The organism is Streptomyces hypolithicus, from assembly GCF_052934925.1.
In genome coordinates, this window is sequence record NZ_CM128811.1 from 4,784,195 (window position 1) to 4,803,344 (window position 19,150).

Consider the following 19,150-nt stretch of genomic DNA (forward strand, 5'->3'; position numbering starts at 1 on the left):
GGGTGGTGGTGCGGGTGGGTGTGCGGTGTGCGGGACGGTGCGGGTGAGCGCCTGCGGCGGGCCTGTTCCCCTACCCGCCCCTTCCCGAAGCTGGGCTCCGCCCCAGACCCCGACGCCCTTCGGGCGTGTCCTCAATCGCCGGACAGGCTTGGTACGGGCGGAGTCCCGGCGGACCGGACGGGCTTGGTAGGGGCGGAGCCTCGGCGTCGGTGCCGGTTACGCCTCGGTTTTGCGGAGGCGGAAGGTGAGGGTCAGGGCGTCGTCGGTGAACGGGGTGCCGTATGTGTCGTCTGCCTCGCCCGTCGCGAAGTCCATGGCCAGGACCTCGTCCGCGATCAGCGCGGAGTGTTCCGCGAGGGCTTCCGCCGTCGCCGGGTCGGACGCCGACCAGCGGACGGCGATGCGGTCGGCGACGTCCAGCCCGCTGTTCTTGCGCGCCTCCTGGATCAGGCGGATCGCGTCACGGGCCAGGCCCGCCCGGCGGAGCTCCGGGGTGATCTCCAGGTCCAGGGCCACCGTGGCGCCCGAGTCGGAGGCAACCGACCAGCCCTCGCGCGGGGTCTCGGTGATGATGACCTCGTCCGGCGAGAGGGAGACCACCTCGCCGTCCACTGTCACCGTCGCCGTGCCCTCACGCAGGGCCACGGACAGCGCTGCCGCGTCGGTGTCCGCCACCGCCTTGGCCACCGCCTGGACGCCCTTGCCGAAGCGCTTGCCCAGTGCGCGGAAGTTCGCCTTCGCGGTCGTGTCGACCAGCGAGCCGCCCACCTCGGAGAGGGAGGCGAGCGACGAGACGTTCAGCTCTTCCGTGATCTGCGCGTGCAGCTCACGGGTGAGCGCATCGAAGCCCGACGCCGCGACCAGGGCGCGGGACAGCGGCTGGCGGGTCTTGACACCCGACTCGGCGCGCGTCGCGCGGCCCAGCTCGACCAGGCGGCGTACCAGCGCCATCTGCTGCGACAGGGTCGGGTCGATGGCAGTCAGGTCGGGCTCGGGCCAGGTGGAGAGGTGGACCGACTCCGGGGCGTCCGGGGTGACCGGGACGACCATGTCCTGCCAGACCCGCTCGGTGATGAACGGGGTGAGGGGGGCCATCAGGCGGGTGACCGTCTCCACGACGTCGTGCAGGGTGCGCAGCGCCGCCTTGTCGCCCTGCCAGAAGCGGCGGCGCGAGCGGCGTACGTACCAGTTGGAGAGGTCGTCCACGAAGGCCGAGAGCAGTTTGCCCGCGCGCTGGGTGTCGTACGACTCCATCGCCTCGGTGACCTGGTCGGTCAGGGCGTGGAGCTCGGACAGCAGCCAGCGGTCCAGGACCGGGCGGTCGGTGGGGGAGGGGTCGGCGGCGCTGGGCGCCCACTTCGACGTACGGGCGTAAAGGGCCTGGAAGGCGACCGTGTTCCAGTACGTGAGGAGTGTCTTGCGGACGACCTCCTGGATCGTGGTGTGGCCGACGCGGCGGGCCGCCCATGGGGAGCCGCCGGCCGCCATGAACCAGCGGACCGCGTCTGCGCTGTGCTGGTCCATGAGCGGGATGGGCTGGAGGATGTTGCCCAGGTGCTTGGACATCTTCCGGCCGTCCTCGGCGAGGATGTGGCCCAGGCAGACGACGTTCTCGTACGACGATTTGTCGAAGACCAGGGTGCCTACGGCCATCAGCGTGTAAAACCAGCCGCGGGTCTGGTCGATGGCCTCCGAGATGAACTGCGCCGGGTAGCGCTTCTCGAAGAGATCCTTGTTCTGGTACGGGTAGCCCCACTGCGCGAACGGCATCGAACCCGAGTCGTACCAGGCGTCGATGACCTCCGGCACGCGTGTCGCCGTCAGCGAGCAGCCCTCGCCGGTGCAGGGGAAGGTCACCGCGTCGATGTACGGGCGGTGCGGGTCCAGGTCCGACTGGTCGGTGCCGGTCAGGCCGGACAGCTCGGCCAGCGAGCCGACGCAGGTGAGGTGGTTGTCCTCGCAGCGCCAGATCGGCAGCGGGGTGCCCCAGTAGCGGTTGCGGGACAGCGCCCAGTCGATGTTGTTGTTCAGCCAGTCGCCGAAGCGGCCCTGCTTGACCGAGTCCGGGAACCAGTTGGTCTGCTCGTTCTCGCGCAGCATCGCGTCCTTGACCGCGGTGGTCCTGATGTACCAGGACGGCTGTGCGTAGTACAGGAGCGCGGTGTGGCAGCGCCAGCAGTGCGGGTAGCTGTGCTCGTAGGGGACATGACGGAAGAGCAGGCCGCGGTTGCCCAGGTCCTCGGTGAGGGCCTCGTCGGCCTTCTTGAAGAACTGGCCGCCGACGAGCGCGAGTTCCGGCTCGAAGGTGCCGTCGGGCAGCACCGGGTTCACGACGGGCAGGCCGTACGCCCGGCAGGTCTTGAGGTCGTCCTCACCGAAGGCGGGGGACTGGTGGACCAGACCCGTGCCGTCCTCCGTCGTGACGTACTCGGCGTTGACGACGAAGTGCGCCTCGGACTCGAAGTCGACCAGGGTGAAGGGGCGCTCGTACGCCCAGCGCTCCATCTCGGCGCCCGTGAAGCTCTGCCCGGTGGCCTGCCAGCCCTCGCCCAGCGACTTCTCCAGCAGGGGCTTCGCGACGACCAGCTTCTCCTCGCCGTCCGTCGCCACGACGTAGGTGACGCCCGGGTGCGCGGCGACCGCCGTGTTGGAGACCAGCGTCCACGGCGTCGTCGTCCAGATCAGCAGCGACGCCTCGCCCGCGAGCGGGCCCGAGGTCAGCGGGAGGCGGACGAACACGGAGGGGTCGACGACCGTCTCGTATCCCTGCGCCAGTTCGTGGTCGGACAGGCCGGTGCCGCAGCGGGGGCACCAGGGGGCGACGCGGTGGTCCTGGACCAGCAGGCCCTTGGTGAAGATCTCCTTCAGCGACCACCAGACCGACTGGACGTACGAGGGGTCCATGGTGCGGTACGCGCCGTCGAGGTCCGTCCAGTACCCCATGCGGGTCGTCAGCTCGGCGAAGGCGTCGGTGTGACGGGTCACCGACTCGCGGCACTTCGCGTTGAACTCCGCGATGCCGTAAGCCTCGATGTCCTTCTTGCCGTTGAAGCCCAGTTCCTTCTCGACGGCCAGCTCGACGGGCAGGCCGTGGCAGTCCCAGCCGGCTTTGCGGGCGACGTGGTAGCCGCGCATGGTGCGAAAACGCGGGAAGACGTCCTTGAAGACCCGGGCCTCGATGTGGTGTGCGCCCGGCATGCCGTTCGCGGTCGGCGGGCCCTCGTAGAACACCCACTCGGGGCGCCCCTCGGACTGTTCGAGACTCTTCGAGAAGACCTTGCTCTCGCGCCAGAAATCGAGCACGGCGTGCTCGAGCGCGGGCAGGTCGACCTGGGCGGGCACCTGGCGGTACTGCGACATCGATCTTCCTCCGGCGGACTGTGGCTTCCGTCGGAGGGACGAGAGCGCTGGGCTCCCGCGGTACCACCCTCCTTGGCCCCGGGCGGCGCCCGTGACCCCCTCATTGGGGCAGCGATACCGGTTCTACTTGCCTCGCGGCGTTCTTCCGGCGGCTCAGGGGTGATGCTTCACGCCGGGCTCCGCCCCCGGGCTCACACCGTCCCCGGATCGCTCTTGGCTGCGTACGACGCTACTCGTCCCCATCGTGGCCTTTCGCTGCGCCCAGTGTACGGGCCGCAGGGCTCGTCGACCGCCCGGTTTTCGGGGGCGGGGGAACGCGGCGGAGCGTGGGCCGCTCACCCGGATGGCCAATCCGCCCCGGACGCCTCCCGCGGAGCGCGCTGGAGGCGTCCGGGACGGATTACCCGGCGGAGAGCTGGGCACAACCGATGCAGGTTCGCGGCGCCGCCCGCGCGGGCGGGCCGAACCGGCGGCGTGCCCCGTTGCCGCGGGGCTGGGGTCGACTTATCGTCCCAGCACGATTCGCGAGCGAGATCACGATATGTGAAGGGGCCGCGGCCATGGTGGCAAAGAAGACCGCCGCACAGAGCGCAGAACGGGCCGGGGCGGAGCACGCAGCCGCCGCGAAGAACACCGCTGCGAAGAAGAGCGCCGCGAAGAAGGCTGTCGCGAAGAAGACCGCTGCCAAGAAGGCGGCACCCGCCAGAAAGGCACCTGCCAAGAAGGCGGCTGCGAAGAGGGCCGCGTCCGCGGCCGAGGGGGCGGCTGCGGCCGCGGAAGAGACAGGAGCCAAGACGGTGGTTGCGAAGAAGACCGCGAGCAGGACATCGGCTGCCAAGAAGGCCGCCACGGCGACGGCGACGGCGGTCCACGGGGCCCGTACGGCCGCGGCCCCCGGGGAACTCGCGGTACGGCCCGGGGAGGACCCGTGGACCCCGGACGAGGTCACCGAGGCGCGGACCGAGCTGGAGAAGGACGTCGCCGGCCTCACCGCGGAGATCGCCGCGTCGCAGGAGGCGGTCACCGGGCTGATGCGGGACTCCGGGGACGGCGCGGGCGACGACCAGGCCGACACCGGCACCAAGAACATCTCGCGGGAGTACGAGCTGGCGCTGGCCGCCAGTGCCCGCGAACGGCTGGAGCAGACCGAGCGGGCCCTGGAGCGGCTGGACGCGGGGACGTACGGCCTGTGCGAGGTGTGCGGCAAGCCGATCGGCAAGGCGCGCATGCAGGCCTTCCCGCGCGCCACCCTGTGCATGGAGGACAAGCAGAAGCAGGAGCGCCGCTACTGAGGGAGTGCCGGCGGGGACAGCTCCGGCCCGGCTCCCGCAGCCCCGACCAGCCGTCTTCCGGGTGCGTCCGTACGTGTGTGCCGTACCCTCGTGCTCAGTCAGGCACCTAGGTTGAGGGACTCACGTGGCAGAGGCGGAGCGCATCATCGGTACTCCGGACATCCCCGGGGCTGCGGGAGCCGAGCCGGAGCCGTCCCCCGGCGGGGCGGCCCCGGACGAGCAGCCGACGGCGGGCAGGGGCAAGCGGCGGATCGCTGTGCTGTTCGCGGTCGCCCTCGTGGCGTACCTGCTCGACCTGAGCAGCAAGATGGTCGTGGTGGCCAAGCTGGAGCACCACGAGCCGATCGAGATCATCGGCGACCTGCTGCGCTTCGAGGCGATCAGGAACGCGGGCGCGGCCTTCGGCATCGGCGAGGCCTTCACGGTCATCTTCACCGCCATCGCCGTCGCGGTGATCGTGGTGATCGCCCGGCTGGCACGCAAGCTCTACAGCCTGCCCTGGGCCGTCGCCCTCGGCCTGCTGCTCGGCGGTGCGCTCGGCAACCTCACCGACCGGATCTTCCGCTCGCCCGGCATCTTCAAGGGCGCCGTGGTCGACTTCATCGCCCCGGCGAACTTCGCGGTCTTCAACCTCGCTGACTCGGCGATCGTGTGCGGCGGCGTCCTCATCGTGATCCTGTCGTTCCGCGGGCTGGACCCCGACGGCACTGTTCATAAGGACTGACAAGGCATACTCGACGGGTGAGTACGATTCCCGAGTTCCGCACCCTGCCCGTTCCCGATGGCCTTGAGGGCGAGCGCGTCGACGCCGCCATTTCCCGGATGTTCGGGTTCTCCCGTACGAAGGCGGCCGAACTCGCCGCCGCCGGGAAGGTTCAGGTCGACGGGTCGGTGGTCGGGAAGTCCGAGCGGGTCCGGGGCGGGGCGTGGCTCGAGGTGGAGATGCCACAGGCCGCGGCGCCCGTACAGATCGTCGCCGAGCCCGTCGAGGGCATGGAGATCGCGCACGACGACGACGACATCGTCGTGATCGTCAAGCCGGTCGGCGTCGCCGCGCACCCCAGCCCCGGCTGGAGCGGCACCACCGTGATCGGCGGCCTCGCCGCCGCCGGGTACCGCATCTCCACCTCCGGCGCCGCCGAGCGCCAGGGCATCGTGCACCGCCTGGACGTCGGTACGTCGGGCCTGATGGTCGTGGCCAAGTCGGAGCGGGCGTACACGCTGCTCAAGGCGCAGTTCCGGGACCGGGTCGTCGAGAAGAAGTACCACGCGCTGGTCCAGGGCCACCCGGACCCGATGAGCGGCACCATCGACGCCCCGATCGGGCGCCACCCCAACCACGACTACAAGTGGGCCGTGACGGCCGAGGGCAAGCCGTCGGTCACCCACTACGACCTGATTGAGGCCTTCAGGGCCGCGTCGCTCCTCGACATCAAGCTTGAGACGGGGCGCACGCATCAGATCCGCGTGCACATGTCCGCCCACCGGCACCCCTGTGTGGGCGACCTCACCTACGGCGCCGACCCGACGATGGCCAAGCGCCTCGGGCTGACCCGGCAGTGGCTGCACGCCAAGCGCCTGGGCTTCGAGCACCCCTCGGACGGGCAGTGGGTCGAGTTCGAGAGCACCTACCCCGACGACCTGCAGAACGCGCTGGACGCGATCCGCGCCGAGAGCGAGTGAGCGCGGCCCGATGAGCGAGCTCGCGTACGACGTCCGGATCGCCGAAGGGCCCGCCGACCTTCAGGCCTGCTCCGCCGTCCGCCAGCAGGTCTTCGTCGTCGAGCAGGAGGTGCCCGCCGACATCGAGTACGACACGTACGACGCGACCGCGGTGCACGTCCTGGCCGTGACCCGCGACGGCGTGCCGCTCGGTACGGGACGGCTGCTGCACGGCCCCGCCGCCGTCGGCAAGACCGGCGCCGACGCGTCGGTCGGCTCGCTCGGCCGGCTGGCCGTGAGCGGCGAGGCGCGCGGGCTCGGCGTCGGCGCGGCCCTGGTGCGGGCCATCGAGGACGCGGCCGTCCGGCGCGGCCTGAGCGCGGTGGACCTGCACGCGCAGACGCACGCGCTGGGGTTTTACGAGCGGCTCGGATACGCCGCGTACGGGCCCGAGTTCGCGGACGCGGGCATCGCGCACCGGGCGATGCGGCGGGCTCTGCCCGTTTCGGCATAGAAGGCATGAAAGATGCCCAAACCAGACGCATTGGTCCTGTTCGGGCATAAGGCCGACGGGCAGTCGGGGGGCTTGGGCGTGGCACGCTTGGATTCTTGATCGTCGAGGATTCGAAACCGTCGGATGGTGCACCGTGGACCAGTTGGCCCTGCTGTTCGTGCTGCTGCTGGGGGCCGTCGTCACGGTGCCACTCGGCGAGCGTCTGGGGCTGCCGGCGCCGGTTCTGATGACGCTCGCCGGGATCGTGCTGGCGTTGCTGCCGTTCGTACCGAACATCGAGATCCCGCCCGACTACATCCTCCCGCTGGTCCTGCCACCGCTGCTGTACGCCGCCGTGCAGCGCACCTCCTGGCGGCAGTTCACCGCCAACTTCCGCCCCATCCTGCTGCTCGCGGTCGCGCTGGTCTTCGTGACGACGGCAGCGGTCGCCGCCGTCGTCCAGGTCGTTGTGCCGGGGCTGCCGATCGCCGCGGCCATCGCGCTGGGCGCGCTCGTCGCGCCGCCCGACCCGGTGGCCGCCACGGCCGTCGCCGGGTCGCTCGGGCTGCCGCGGCGGCTGGTGTCGATCCTGGAGGGCGAGGGGCTGTTCAACGACGTGACGGCCATCGTGCTCTACCACGTGGCGATCGCCGCGGCGGTGAGCGGCACGTTCTCCTGGCCGGTCGCCGTCGGGGAGCTGGCGCTGTCCGCGGTCGTCGCGGTCGCTGTGGGACTCGGGCTCGGCTGGATGACCGACAAGCTGATGAGCTTCCTGGGCGACACCACCCTCCAGATCGGCCTGACGCTGCTGGCCCCGTTCGTCAGCTATGTACTGGCGGAGGAGTTCATGGGCTCGGGCGTGCTCGCCGTGCTCGTCATCGCGCTGTACCTCGCGGAGAACGCGGTCGACGCCGACGACGTACTCGGCCGTCTCGCCGGGCAGACCTTCTGGCAGATCGTCGACACCCTGGTCACCGGCGTCGCCTTCGGCCTCATCGGCCTCGAACTCCACGTCGTCTTCGGGACGGCCGACGATCGCCTGCGCGAAATGCTCGGCTGGGGAGCGGTGATCGTCGCTGTCGTCGTCGGCGTACGGCTGGTGTGGCTGCTGCCCGCCGCCTGGCTGGCGAAGCGGCTGCACACCCTGCGGGACTACGACGAGGACATCCCACTGACCTGGCGCGAGTCCGTCGTCATGTGGTGGTCGGGCATGCGGGGCGTGGCCTCCGTCGCGCTGGCGCTGGCCATTCCGCTCAGGACCGATGACGGATCGCCGTTCCCGGCCCGGGAGGAGATCATCTTCATCGCGTTCGCCGTCATCATGACGACCCTGGTATTCCAGGGGCTCACGCTGCCGTGGCTGGTGCGGAAGCTCGGCGTACGCGCCGACACGGACGCCGAGCGGGAGCTCGAACACGACCTGGCGGTGCGGGCGGCCCAGGCGGCCAAGCGCCGGCTCAAGGAGATCCAGGAGGTCGAGGACCTCCCCGAGGACGTCCTGGACCGGCTCCAGCGCGGGGCGCTGGACATCGGCGCCAGGATCAGTCCCGAGATCGTGGACGACGAGCGGCGCGAGGCTTACGCGCAGCGCGCCGAGCGGGTCAGGGCGGTGCAGCGGATCCAACGGGAGCTGCTGTCCGCCGCCCGCCACGAGGTGCTGTCGGCGCGCAGCGAACCCGGCGCGGACCCGGAGGTGGTCGACCGGGTGCTGCACCACCTCGACGTACGGAGCCTGCGGTAGGTAGGACGGCCTGGGACAGCCCACAGCCCACAGCCCGCTTCAGCCCCGGCCGGTCCGCAGCTCAGGGTCGGTGCTGTCGTCGACCGGGCCGGGGGCCGGTGCCTGCAGCAGCGGCGTGCCGTTCGGCGGCCGCACGGCCGGTGCGGTGGCGATGCGGGGGAGGGCGTACGGATGCTTCTCGCAGAGCCAGCCGAGCAGCTGCTCCCGCACGACGCACCGCACCGTCCAGATGTCGTCCGCGTCCTTGGCGGTGACGACGGCCCGCACCTCCATGGTGCTCGGCGTCGTGTCCGTGACCGCCAGGCTCCAGTCCCGGCCGTCCCAGGCCTTGCACAGCTCCAGGATCTCCTCCAGCTTCTCGCGCATCAGATCCACCGGTGCGCTGTGGTCCAGCTGGAAGAAGACGGTTCCGGTCATCTGTGCGCCGCCGCGCGACCAGTTCTCGAACGGCTTGCTGGTGAAGTACGACACAGGCATCGTGATCCGGCGCTCGTCCCAGGTCCGTACGGCCAGGAACGTCAGAGTGACCTCCTCGACCACACCCCACTCGCCGTCCACGACCACCGTGTCCCCGATCCGGACCATGTCGCCGAAGGCGATCTGGAAGCCGGCGAAGAGGTTGCCGAGCGTCGACTGGGCGGCGACACCGGCGACGATGCCGAGGATTCCGGCCGAGGCCAGCATCGACTTGCCGACCGTCTGCATGCCGGGGAAGGTCATCAGCATCGCGGCGAGTGCCACCATCACCACGACCGCTATGACGATCCGCATGATCAGCGTCACCTGGGTACGGACCCGCCGTACCCGGGCCGGATCGCGTGTCGTGGACGCGTAGCGGGCGTACGTCGACTCCACGACGGCGGACGCGATCCGCACCACCAGCCACGCGCTCGCGCCTATGAGCACCAGCGAGAGAACCTGGCCCACCCCGGTCTCGTGCTCCTGGACGACCTTCAGCGCCGTCTTGTCGTACGCCCCTCTCAGCAGGGCTGTGAGCAGCACCACCTGCAGCGGCAGGCGGCAGCGGCGCAGCAGGCCCCACAGCGGGGTCTCATGATGGCGGACGTCGGTACGGCGCAGCAGGACATCGGCTGCCCAGCCGACGACCAGCGTGAGCAGGACCGCCCCACCAAAGACGATCAACGGGCGCAGAACGTTCTCCATGACTCCCTGTCTCCGGGGCTCAGTGCCTCCTGCACGAAATGGCAGGATGACGGAATGGACATCATTCTTTTCCACTCCGTCCACGGGCTGCGCCCGGCGGTGCACACCGCGGCCGACCGGCTGCGGGCTGCCGGGCACCAGGTGCACGTGCCCGACCTCTTCGAGGGGCAAACCGCCGAGAGCACCGAGGAGGGCATGGCGATCAAGGACGGCTTCGGCCGGGACGAGCTGCTGCGCCGCGCCGTGCTGGCGGCGGCCCCGCATTCCGAGAGCGGTCTGGTGTACGCCGGTTTCTCCTTCGGCGGCTCCGTCGCGCAGACGCTGGCCCTCGGGGACGAGAAGGCCCGCGGGCTGCTGCTTCTGCACGGTACCTCGGACCTCGCCGAGGACGCGTCGGCGCCCGATCTGCCCGTACAACTGCATGTCGCGGACCCCGACCCGTTCGAGCCGGACGACTGGCTGAACGCCTGGTATCTGCAGATGCAGCGGGCCGGCACCGATGTGGAGATCTACCGCTACCCCGGGGCCGGGCACATCTTCACAGACCCGGACCTGCCGGACTTCGACGCGGCGGCCGCCGAGCAGACGTGGAAGGTCGCGACCGGTTTCCTGGCGACGCTTTAGCTGGTTCCGGGAGGATGTGTGGTGGCGGCCCAGTGTGGGCACTGGGCCGCCACCACACCGTCAGCCGGCCGGTCGGTCAGGGGGTGGCGGTCAGCGGACCGGCCGGTTCACCCGCTCGACCTTCTGCGTGCCGCTCAGCGTCCGGTACGAGCGCGACCAGCTGGCCGTCGCGTCCCGCTGCTCCTTGGCGGAGATGACGTAGTAGTCCATCTGCGAGCGCTCGCCTGTGACGTCGAGGACGCCGTACCCGTGCGAGTCCATGTCCACCCACTTCACATGGCGGTTGGCGGCCTTGATCGCCGCGGCGGCGGCCAGGGAGACGGTCTGCGGGGCGACCCGCAGGATGTCGTCGAGGTTGTCCGAGGAGACCGAGGTGACCACGAACTCGGTCGCGGCCGACCGCGAGAGCGGATACGTCGCCGCCCTGACGGGTACGTCGTTCGCCCACGCCATGTGGATGTCGCCGGTGAGGAAGACCGTGTTCCTGATCGCCCGGTCCGTGAGGTGGCTGATCAGCTCCTTGCGGTCGTCGGTGTAGCCGTCCCACTGGTCGACGTTGGGGGCCAGGCCCTCCTTGGGGAGCCCGAGCAGCTCGGCTAGCGGCTTCAGCAGATGTGCCGGCAGGGCCCCGAAAGCGACCGGCGAGATCATCACCGACGTACCGACCAGCTTCCAGGCGGCGTCGGAGGAGGCGAGTCCGGACTTGAGCCAGTCCAGCTGGGCGCGGCCGGTGACCGTACGCTCCGGGTCGTCCACCGAGCCGTTGCCGGCCTTGGCCTGCTCGGAGCGGAACGACCGCAGATCGAGCAGGTGCAGATCCGCCAGCTTGCCGAAGCGCAGGCGCCGGTAGACGGTGCCCTCCGTGGAGGCGCGGACCGGCATCCACTCGAAGTACGCCTGCTTCGCGGCGGTCACGCGCGCCGCCCAGTCGCCCTCCGTGCCCGGGGTGTGGTTCTCCGCGCCGCCCGACCAGGCGTCGTTGGCGAACTCGTGGTCGTCCCAGATGGCTATGACGGGGTGCGCGGCGTGCAGGGCCTGAAGGTCGGCGTCGGTCTTGTAATTGCCGTGCCGGGTCCGGTAGTCGGCGAGGCTGACGATCTCGTGGACGGGCTCGTGCCGGCGTACGGCGTCTTCGGGCGCGGGGTAGGTTCCCGCCGCGTACTCGTAGAGGTAGTCGCCGAGGTGGAGGACCGCGTCGAGGTCGGCGCGGGCGGCCAGATGCCGGTACGCCGAGAAGTAGCCGGACTCCCAGTTGGCACAGGAGACCACGCCGAAGCGCACCCCGGGGGTGGCGGCGTCGGCGGCGGGAGCGGTGCGGGTGCGGGCGACGGGGGAGCGCGTGCCGTCCACGGTGAAGCGGAACCAGTAGGCGGTGGCCGGGCGCAGTCCCCGTACGTCGACCTTCACCGTGTGGTCCGCCGCCGCCGTCGCGGTCGTGGCGCCGCGGGCGACGGTCGTGGTGAACGCGCTGTCCTCCGCGACTTCCCAGAGCACGGCGGTGTCGGGCCCCACGCCGGAGCCGGGCACGGCGTCGGGCACGGGCGTGACGCGCGTCCACAGGAGGACGCCGTCGGGCAGCGGGTCCCCGGAAGCGAGACCGTGGAGGAAGACGGGAGCCCGCGTGGCGGCGGAATCCGCGGCCGTGGCGGAGGCGGCGAACGAGCCCGCTACGACGGGGCCGGCGACAGCGGTGGCGGCAGCGGCCCTGACGACCGTGCGGCGGCTGGGAGATGAAAGAAATCGACTGGTCACGGCCGACCATACTACTGATCGGTAAGCACGAAGGGCGGGCGAACGCCGATACGTTCGCCCGCCCTTCGGTGAAGTGCCGCTTTCCGGCTACCCCTTGAGGGCCTTGTCGACGGCGGTCCCGAACTCCTCGGGCGTCATGGGCGCACCGCCGTCCGGCCCTTCGACCGCCTTGCCGTCCACCTTCAGCGCCGGGGTGCCCTCCACACCGGCGCTCTGGAAGGTGTCCGACATCTTCATCGCCCAGGCGTCGAAGGTGCCGTCCTGCACGTGCTTGCGGAACTCCTTGTTGCCCTTGAGGGCGTCCACCTCGTCGGCCACCTTGATCAGGTAGTCGTCCTCGGCGAACCTGTCGTCCTGCTCTTGCGGGTGGTTCTTCTGGGAGTACAGCGCGCCCTTGTACTCCAGGAACGCCTCCGGGCCGACGTCCAGCGCCGCGCCCAGCGCGCTCAGCGCGTTCTTCGAGCCCTCGCCGTTGTCGGTGCCGTCGAGGAAGGAGGCACCGACGTACCTGAGGCGGTACTTGCCGGAGTCGATGTCCTTCTTGATCGTCTCGCCGTTCGCCTGCTCGAAGGTCGCACAGACCGGGCAGCGCGAGTCCTCGTACAGCTCCAGCGTCTTCTTCGCGTCCTTCTTGCCGATGACGACGGTGGTGCCGTTCTTGCCTTCGGAGTTCGCGGGCTTGGTGACCTGGGTCTCGTTCTTGGCGGTCTCCCAGTGGGAGGGCTTGTTCATCTGCGTGACGCCGTATCCGACGCCGCCGGCGATCACCAGCACGCCGACGATCGCGGACGCGACGAGCATCTGACGGCGGGTCCTGTCCTTCTTGGCCTGGCGTTCGCGCTCGACGCGCAGTCGTTCGCGGGCGTCGGACTTGTTGCGCCGGCTGTTGCGTGCACTCATGATCGTGTTCTCCGTACGGGATGTGAGGGGTCTGCCCCCAAGGGGGTCCGCGCGGTCTGCGCGGGCTCAGGCGAAAACGCTCGCCGTGAGCGGCGGCCCCCTCCGTCCCACGCCGTGCACGAACAGGCGGCCGTGGGAGGCGGTACGGACCCGGTGCGCGGGCCGCACCATGCGCCGTACGCACCCGTGGGCGGCCACCGTCACGGCGACCGCGGTCAGCAGCGGCCGGAAGGTGAACACGGCCAGGGCCCGCCCCAGTCCGGCGAGCGCCGACTCGCCGCGCCGCAGCCAGGCCGCGGCCAGCAGGCCGACCGTGACGTGGGCGGCCAGCAGCAGCCAGGGGAGCGCGGGGTCGGCTGAATCGAGCAGGCCGGCGGCGCCTTGCTGAGGACCGGTGATCCGTATCAGCTCGGCGCCGACCGCGCCGGAACCCTCCTCGCCGCAGAGGACATCGAAGCCGACCGAGCGCAGCGACCCCGCCACCGGTCCGCCGGTCGGCCCGTAGCAGGCACGCTGTCCGGCCGTGAAGACGGTGTCGGCGGCCAGCTCCAGGGGGACGAGCAGCCCCGCGATGGCGGCGAAGCCGCGCTCGCGGCCCGCCAGTGCGTAGGCGACGGCGAAGACGACGGCGGCGGCGCCGGCCACCACGGTCAGGGGCAGCGGAACCCGCGAGAGCAGCACATGGGAGGCAGCGGAGAGCGTCACGACGAGCGCGGTGAAAAGCGCCGCGCGCACCGCTCTCAGCTGCGTCCCGGATATGCCCATAGAGGGTGAGTTTGCCATGCGGGCCCGTAGGGACTTCCTAAGACCGACCGGCAATCGGGGGGCGGCGTCGCGGGGCTGGGGCACGCGCCTCGCGGCGTTGTCGTCAATCCCGATGGCTCCGCCATCGCTCAATCCTCCGCCTTGCGAAGTACGCACCCCAGCCCCGCTCCTTCTCCCACCCCCCGATTGCCGGTCGGTCCAAGACCGGTCGGTCTAGAGCGGACGATTGTCGAGCCCGGGGATCCTGCCGTTGCGGAACAGGTCGACGAAGATCTGGTGGTCGGCCCGCACCCGCGCCCCGTAGCTGTGCGCGAAGTCCACCAGCAGGCGGCCGAAGCCGTCCTCGTCGGCCGCGATGGCCGCGTCGATCGCCCGCTCCGTGGAGAACGGCACCAGCGAGTGGCCGCTCTCGTCGTCCGCCGCCGCGTGCATCGTGGCGGTGGCGCGGCCCAGGTCGGCGACGACCGCGGCGATCTCCTCGGCGTCGTCGATGTCGCCCCAGTCGAGGTCCACGGCGTACGGCGAGACCTCCGCGACCAGCTGACCCGAGCCGTCCAGCTCGGTCCAGCCCAGCCATGGGTCGGCGTGGGCCTGCAGGGCGCGCTGGGAGATGACCGTGCGGTGACCCTCGTGCTGGAAGTAGTCACGGACGGCGCTGTCCGTGATGTGCCGGGAGACCGCCGGGGTCTGCGCCTGCTTCATGTAGATCACGACGTCGTTCTCCAGCGCGTCGCTGTTGCCTTCGAGCAGGATGTTGTACGACGGCAGGCCGGCGGAGCCGATGCCGATGCCTCGCCGGCCCACGACGTCCTTGACCCGGTAGGAGTCGGGGCGGGTCAGGCTGGACTCGGGCAGTGTCTCCAGATAGCCGTCGAACGCCGCCAGCACCTTGTAGCGGGTGGCGGCATCGAGGTCGACGGAGCCGCCGCCGGGCGAGAAGCGGCGCTCGAAGTCGCGGATCTCGGTCATCGAGTCGAGCAGCCCGAACCGGGTCAGGGAGCGGGCGGCGCGCAGCGCGCCGAGCAGCGAGCCCTCGGCGGTGTCCAGGGTGAAGGGGGGCAGCTCGGAGTCGCCGCTCTTGGCACCGGTGGCCAAGGCGTGGATGCGCTCGCGGTAGGCGCCGGCGTACGTGCCCACCAGCTCGCTGATCTGCTCGTCGCTGAGCGCCTTCGTGTAGCCGATGAGGGCGATCGACGCGACGAGGCGCTTGAGGTCCCAGGTGAAGGGGCCGACGTACGCCTCGTCGAAATCGTTGACGTTGAAGATCAGGCGGCCCTGGGAGTCCATGTACGTGCCGAAGTTCTCAGCGTGCAGGTCGCCGTGGATCCAGACCCGGCCGGTGCGCTCGTCCAGATACTCGCCGCCGTGCTGCTCACGCTCCAGGTCGGCGTAGAACAGGGACGCCGTGCCCCGGTAGAAGGCGAAGGCCGAGGCGGCCATCTTGCGGAACTTGACCCGGAAGGCCGCCGGATCGGCGGCGAGAAGCTCCCCGAACGCGGTGTCGAATACGGCGAGGATCTCCTCGCCGCGCTGAGCGGAGTCCGTCTGCTGGACCGACATCGCCGGTTGCCTCCTGGTGGCTCACGTACTTGGCACAATGGACAGGACTTTTCGCCCTGTCCAACGCCCGACCGTACCGGTGAGTGCCCGCCCACCCGTCACCCGACCACCGCCCCTCCACGAGGCGCTTCGCGCCGCGGAGTCCTCACCGCTGTCAGTGCGCCGAAGTAGACTTCCACGCTGTCGCCCCTACCTGTCACCGACCGTCCCGCGGAGGCCTTCACCGTGACCAAGCCGCCCTTCACGCACCTCCACGTCCACACCCAGTACTCGCTGCTGGACGGTGCCGCGCGGCTCAAGGACATGTTCGAGGCCTGTAATGAGATGGGCATGTCGCACATCGCGATGACGGACCACGGAAACCTGCACGGGGCGTACGACTTCTTCCATTCGGCGAAGAAGGCCGGTGTGACGCCGATCATCGGAATCGAGGCGTACGTCGCCCCGGAGTCCCGGCGCAACAAGCGGCGCATCCAGTGGGGCCAGCCGCACCAGAAGCGCGACGACGTGTCGGGCTCCGGCGGCTACACGCACAAAACTATCTGGGCGGCGAATAAAACCGGTCTGCACAACCTCTTCCGGCTCTCTTCGGACGCTTACGCCGAAGGCTGGCTGACGAAGTGGCCCAGGATGGACAAGGAGACGATCGCCCAGTGGTCGGAGGGCCTGATCGCCTCCACCGGGTGTCCGTCCGGCGAGGTACAGACGCGGCTGCGGCTCGGCCAGTTCGACGAGGCGGTCAAGGCCGCCTCCGACTACAAGGACATCTTCGGCGAGGGCAAGTACTTCCTGGAGCTGATGGACCACGGCATCGAGATCGAGCGCCGGGTCCGTGACGGACTGCTGGAGATCGGCAGGAAGCTCGACATTCCGCCACTGGTCACCAACGACTCGCACTACACCTACGCCAACGAGGCGACGGCACACGACGCCCTGCTGTGCATCCAGACCGGCAAGAACCTCTCCGACCCGGACCGCTTCCGCTTCGACGGCACCGGCTACTACCTGAAGTCGACCGACGAGATGTACGCCGTCGACTCCTCCGACGCCTGGCAGGAAGGCTGCGCCAACACCCTCCTGGTCGCCCAGCAGATCGACACCGAGGGCTGGTTCCAGGAGCGGAACCTGATGCCGAAGTTCGAGGTGCCCGAGGGCTTCACCGAGGTGACCTGGTTCCGCGAGGAGACCATGCGCGGCATGGCCAGGCGCTACCCGGGCGGTATCCCGGACGACCGGCTGCAGCAGGTCGAGTACGAGATGAAGATCATCATCGACATGGGCTTCCCGGGGTACTTCCTCGTGGTCGCCGACTTCATCATGTGGGCCAAGAACAACGGCATCGCGGTCGGCCCCGGCCGTGGCTCGGCCGCCGGTTCGATCGTCGCGTACGCCATGGGCATCACCGACCTCGACCCGATCGAACACGGACTGATCTTCGAGCGGTTCCTCAACCCCGAGCGCATCTCCATGCCCGATGTCGACATCGACTTCGACGAGCGCAGGCGCGGCGAGGTGATCCGGTACGTCACGGAGAAGTACGGCGCCGACAAGGTCGCGATGATCGGTACGTACGGCAAGATCAAGGCCAAGAACGCGATCAAGGACTCCGCCCGCGTCCTTGGCTACCCGTACGCGATGGGTGACCGGCTCACCAAGGCGATGCCCGCCGACGTCCTCGGCAAGGGCATCGACCTCAACGGCATCACCGACCCCAAGCACCCGCGCTACAGCGAGGCGGGCGAGATCCGGGGGATGTACGAGAACGAGCCGGACGTGCAGAAGGTGATCGACACCGCGAAGGGCGTCGAGGGCCTGGTGCGGCAGATGGGCGTGCACGCCGCCGGCGTGATCATGTCCAGCGAGACGATCACCGACCATGTGCCGGTCTGGGTGCGGCACTCGGACGGCGTGACCATCACACAGTGGGACTACCCGAGCTGCGAGTCGCTCGGTCTGCTGAAGATGGACTTCCTCGGCCTGCGCAACCTCACGATCATGGACGACGCCGTCAAGATGGTGAAGTCCAACAAGGGCAAGGACCTGGAGCTGCTCAGCCTGCCGCTGGACGACCCGGCGACGTACGAGCTGCTGTGCCGCGGTGACACGCTCGGCGTGTTCCAGTTCGACGGCGGGCCCATGCGGTCCCTGCTGCGGCTGATGAAGCCCGACAACTTCGAGGACATTTCCGCTGTCTCGGCCCTGTACCGGCCGGGCCCGATGGGCATGAACTCGCACACCAACTACGCGCTGCGCAAGAACGGCCAGCAGGAGATCACGCCGATCCACCCGGAGCTGGAGGAGCCTCTCAAGGAGGTTCTCGGTCTCACCCACGGCCTGATCGTGTACCAGGAGCAGGTGCAGAAGGCGGCGCAGATCATCGCCGGCTACTCGCTCGGCGAGGCCGACATCCTGCGCCGCGTCATGGGCAAGAAGAAGCCCGACGAGCTGCAGAAGAACTTCGTGCTCTTCCAGGCCGGCGCGAAGAAGAAGGACTTCTCCGACGCGGCGATCCAGGCCCTGTGGGACGTGCTGGTGCCCTTCGCCGGATACGCGTTCAACAAGGCGCACTCCTCGGCGTACGGTCTGGTCACCTACTGGACGGCGTACCTCAAGGCGAACCATCCCGCCGAGTACATGGCGGCGCTGCTCACCTCCGTCAAGGACGACAAGGACAAGTCGGCCGTCTACCTCAACGAATGCCGGCGTATGGGCATCAAGGTGCTGCCGCCCAATGTGAACGAGTCGCAGTCGAACTTCGCCGCGCAGGGCGACGACGTGATCCTCTTCGGCCTGACCGCCATCCGCAACGTCGGCCAGAACGTCGTGGACTCGATCATCCGGTGCCGCAAGGCGAAGGGGAAGTACAGCTCCTTCCCCGACTTCCTCGACAAGGTGGAGGCGGTCGTCTGCAACAAGCGGACCGTCGAATCCCTGATCAAGGCGGGGGCCTTCGACGAGATGGGCCACACCCGCAAGGGCCTGGTCGCACACCACGAACCCATGATCGACAACGTGGTGCAGGTCAAGCGCAAGGAGGCGGAGGGGCAGTTCGACCTCTTCGGCGGGGGCGAGGACGACGGCGACGAGCCGGGCTTCGGGCTCGACGTCGAGTTCTCCGACATCGAGTGGGAGAAGTCGTACCTGCTCGCCCAGGAGCGCGAAATGCTCGGCCTTTACGTCTCCGACCATCCGCTCTTCGGCATCGAGCACGTCCTGAGCGACAAGGCCGACGCGGCGATCTCGCAGCTCACCGGCGGCGAGCACTCCGACGGTGCGATCGTCACCATCGGCGGCATCATCTCCGGCCTCCAGCGCAAGATGACCAAGCAGGGCAACGCCTGGGCGATCGCGACCGTGGAGGACCTGGCCGGCTCCATCGAGTGCATGTTCTTCCCCGCGACGTATCAGCTGGTCTCGACCCAGCTCGTCGAGGACACCGTGGTCTTCGTCAAGGGCCGGCTCGACAAGCGGGAGGACGTGCCCCGCCTCGTCGCGATGGAACTGATGGTCCCGGACGTGTCCTCGGCGGGTACGAACGCGCCCGTCGTCCTCACCATCCCGACGGTGAAGGTCACCCCGCCGATGGTCACCAAGCTCGGCGAGATCCTGGGGCACCACCGGGGCAACACCGAGGTCCGGATCCGGCTCCAGGGGGCACGCAAGACGACGGTGCTGCGGCTCGACCGGCACCGGGTGCAGCCTGACGCGGCGCTCTTCGGCGACCTGAAGGTGCTACTTGGGCCGTCGTGCCTGGCGGGTTAGCCCCGTATCTCGCGCAGCCGCGGTCGGCCGGACATCGGAAGGCCGGACATCAGCAGGGGCGCGCCCGTCGTGACG

Annotated in this window: 13 protein-coding genes; 7 read left to right on the forward strand and 6 right to left on the reverse strand. The window is 69.6% G+C overall.

Annotated features, from left to right (window positions below):
• Window positions 1-216: 216 nt before the first annotated feature.
• Complete coding sequence (gene ileS / locus ACU6WZ_RS22570; RefSeq protein WP_447029984.1) at window positions 217-3,360, reverse strand: isoleucine--tRNA ligase; 3,144 nt, start codon at window positions 3,358-3,360, stop codon at window positions 217-219.
• A gap of 560 nt (window positions 3,361-3,920) precedes the next feature.
• Here ileS and ACU6WZ_RS22575 point away from each other — a divergent pair.
• The 5 genes from ACU6WZ_RS22575 (at window position 3,921) to ACU6WZ_RS22595 (ending at window position 8,548) form a co-directional block, all read left to right on the forward strand.
• On the forward strand, window positions 3,921-4,652 hold the full coding sequence (locus ACU6WZ_RS22575) for a TraR/DksA family transcriptional regulator (protein ID WP_447029985.1): 732 nt from the start codon (window positions 3,921-3,923) through the stop codon (window positions 4,650-4,652).
• Window positions 4,653-4,776: 124 nt separating this feature from the next.
• Window positions 4,777-5,376, forward strand: coding sequence for a signal peptidase II (gene lspA / locus ACU6WZ_RS22580; RefSeq protein ID WP_447029986.1), 600 nt, complete (start codon window positions 4,777-4,779; stop codon window positions 5,374-5,376).
• Between the two features lie 17 nt (window positions 5,377-5,393).
• Window positions 5,394-6,335 carry an RluA family pseudouridine synthase gene (locus tag ACU6WZ_RS22585; protein ID WP_447029987.1) on the forward strand — a complete coding sequence of 314 codons (942 nt, stop codon included), beginning with the start codon at window positions 5,394-5,396 and terminating at the stop codon, window positions 6,333-6,335.
• Window positions 6,336-6,345: 10 nt separating this feature from the next.
• Window positions 6,346-6,828 carry a GNAT family N-acetyltransferase gene (locus ACU6WZ_RS22590; protein WP_447029988.1) on the forward strand — a complete coding sequence of 161 codons (483 nt, stop codon included), beginning with the start codon at window positions 6,346-6,348 and terminating at the stop codon, window positions 6,826-6,828.
• A gap of 133 nt (window positions 6,829-6,961) precedes the next feature.
• Complete coding sequence (locus tag ACU6WZ_RS22595; RefSeq protein ID WP_447029989.1) at window positions 6,962-8,548, forward strand: Na+/H+ antiporter; 1,587 nt, start codon at window positions 6,962-6,964, stop codon at window positions 8,546-8,548.
• A gap of 39 nt (window positions 8,549-8,587) precedes the next feature.
• Here the strand turns inward: ACU6WZ_RS22595 and ACU6WZ_RS22600 are convergent, their stop codons facing one another.
• On the reverse strand, window positions 8,588-9,712 hold the full coding sequence (locus ACU6WZ_RS22600) for a mechanosensitive ion channel family protein (RefSeq protein WP_447029990.1): 1,125 nt from the start codon (window positions 9,710-9,712) through the stop codon (window positions 8,588-8,590).
• 54 nt (window positions 9,713-9,766) lie between these two features.
• Between ACU6WZ_RS22600 and ACU6WZ_RS22605 the strand changes: the two genes are divergently transcribed.
• Window positions 9,767-10,336, forward strand: coding sequence for a dienelactone hydrolase family protein (locus ACU6WZ_RS22605; protein WP_447029991.1), 570 nt, complete (start codon window positions 9,767-9,769; stop codon window positions 10,334-10,336).
• A gap of 90 nt (window positions 10,337-10,426) precedes the next feature.
• On the opposite strand, the gene ACU6WZ_RS22610 is transcribed toward ACU6WZ_RS22605, so the two are convergent.
• The 4 genes from ACU6WZ_RS22610 to ACU6WZ_RS22625 form a co-directional block, all read right to left on the reverse strand.
• Entirely contained in the window at window positions 10,427-12,088 is a 1,662-nt protein-coding gene (locus ACU6WZ_RS22610; protein WP_447029992.1) for an alkaline phosphatase D family protein, read from the reverse strand.
• A gap of 87 nt (window positions 12,089-12,175) precedes the next feature.
• Complete coding sequence (locus ACU6WZ_RS22615) at window positions 12,176-12,988, reverse strand: DsbA family protein (RefSeq protein ID WP_447029993.1); 813 nt, start codon at window positions 12,986-12,988, stop codon at window positions 12,176-12,178.
• 66 nt (window positions 12,989-13,054) lie between these two features.
• A complete protein-coding gene (locus tag ACU6WZ_RS22620) occupies window positions 13,055-13,753 on the reverse strand; it encodes a hypothetical protein (RefSeq protein WP_447029995.1) in 699 nt (232 codons plus the stop codon).
• Window positions 13,754-13,966: 213 nt separating this feature from the next.
• Window positions 13,967-15,313: a DUF2252 domain-containing protein gene (locus ACU6WZ_RS22625; RefSeq protein WP_447029996.1), complete on the reverse strand. Its 1,347-nt coding sequence runs from the start codon at window positions 15,311-15,313 to the stop codon at window positions 13,967-13,969.
• 225 nt (window positions 15,314-15,538) lie between these two features.
• Between ACU6WZ_RS22625 and dnaE the strand changes: the two genes are divergently transcribed.
• A complete protein-coding gene (gene dnaE / locus ACU6WZ_RS22630; protein WP_447029997.1) occupies window positions 15,539-19,075 on the forward strand; it encodes a DNA polymerase III subunit alpha in 3,537 nt (1,178 codons plus the stop codon).
• Window positions 19,076-19,150: the final 75 nt, after the last annotated feature.

Bases quoted from the DNA above. Each gene is read 5' to 3' on its own strand.
- ileS (WP_447029984.1), bottom strand. From the start codon at position 3,360: ATGTCGCAGTACCGCCAGGTGCCCGCCCAGGTCGACCTGCCCGCGCTC.
- ACU6WZ_RS22625 (WP_447029996.1), bottom strand. From the start codon at position 15,313: ATGTCGGTCCAGCAGACGGACTCCGCTCAGCGCGGCGAGGAGATCCTC.
- ACU6WZ_RS22605 (WP_447029991.1), top strand. From the start codon at position 9,767: ATGGACATCATTCTTTTCCACTCCGTCCACGGGCTGCGCCCGGCGGTG.
- ACU6WZ_RS22590 (WP_447029988.1), top strand. From the start codon at position 6,346: ATGAGCGAGCTCGCGTACGACGTCCGGATCGCCGAAGGGCCCGCCGAC.
- ACU6WZ_RS22620 (WP_447029995.1), bottom strand. From the start codon at position 13,753: ATGGGCATATCCGGGACGCAGCTGAGAGCGGTGCGCGCGGCGCTTTTC.
- ACU6WZ_RS22600 (WP_447029990.1), bottom strand. From the start codon at position 9,712: ATGGAGAACGTTCTGCGCCCGTTGATCGTCTTTGGTGGGGCGGTCCTG.
- ACU6WZ_RS22575 (WP_447029985.1), top strand. From the start codon at position 3,921: ATGGTGGCAAAGAAGACCGCCGCACAGAGCGCAGAACGGGCCGGGGCG.
- ACU6WZ_RS22615 (WP_447029993.1), bottom strand. From the start codon at position 12,988: ATGAGTGCACGCAACAGCCGGCGCAACAAGTCCGACGCCCGCGAACGA.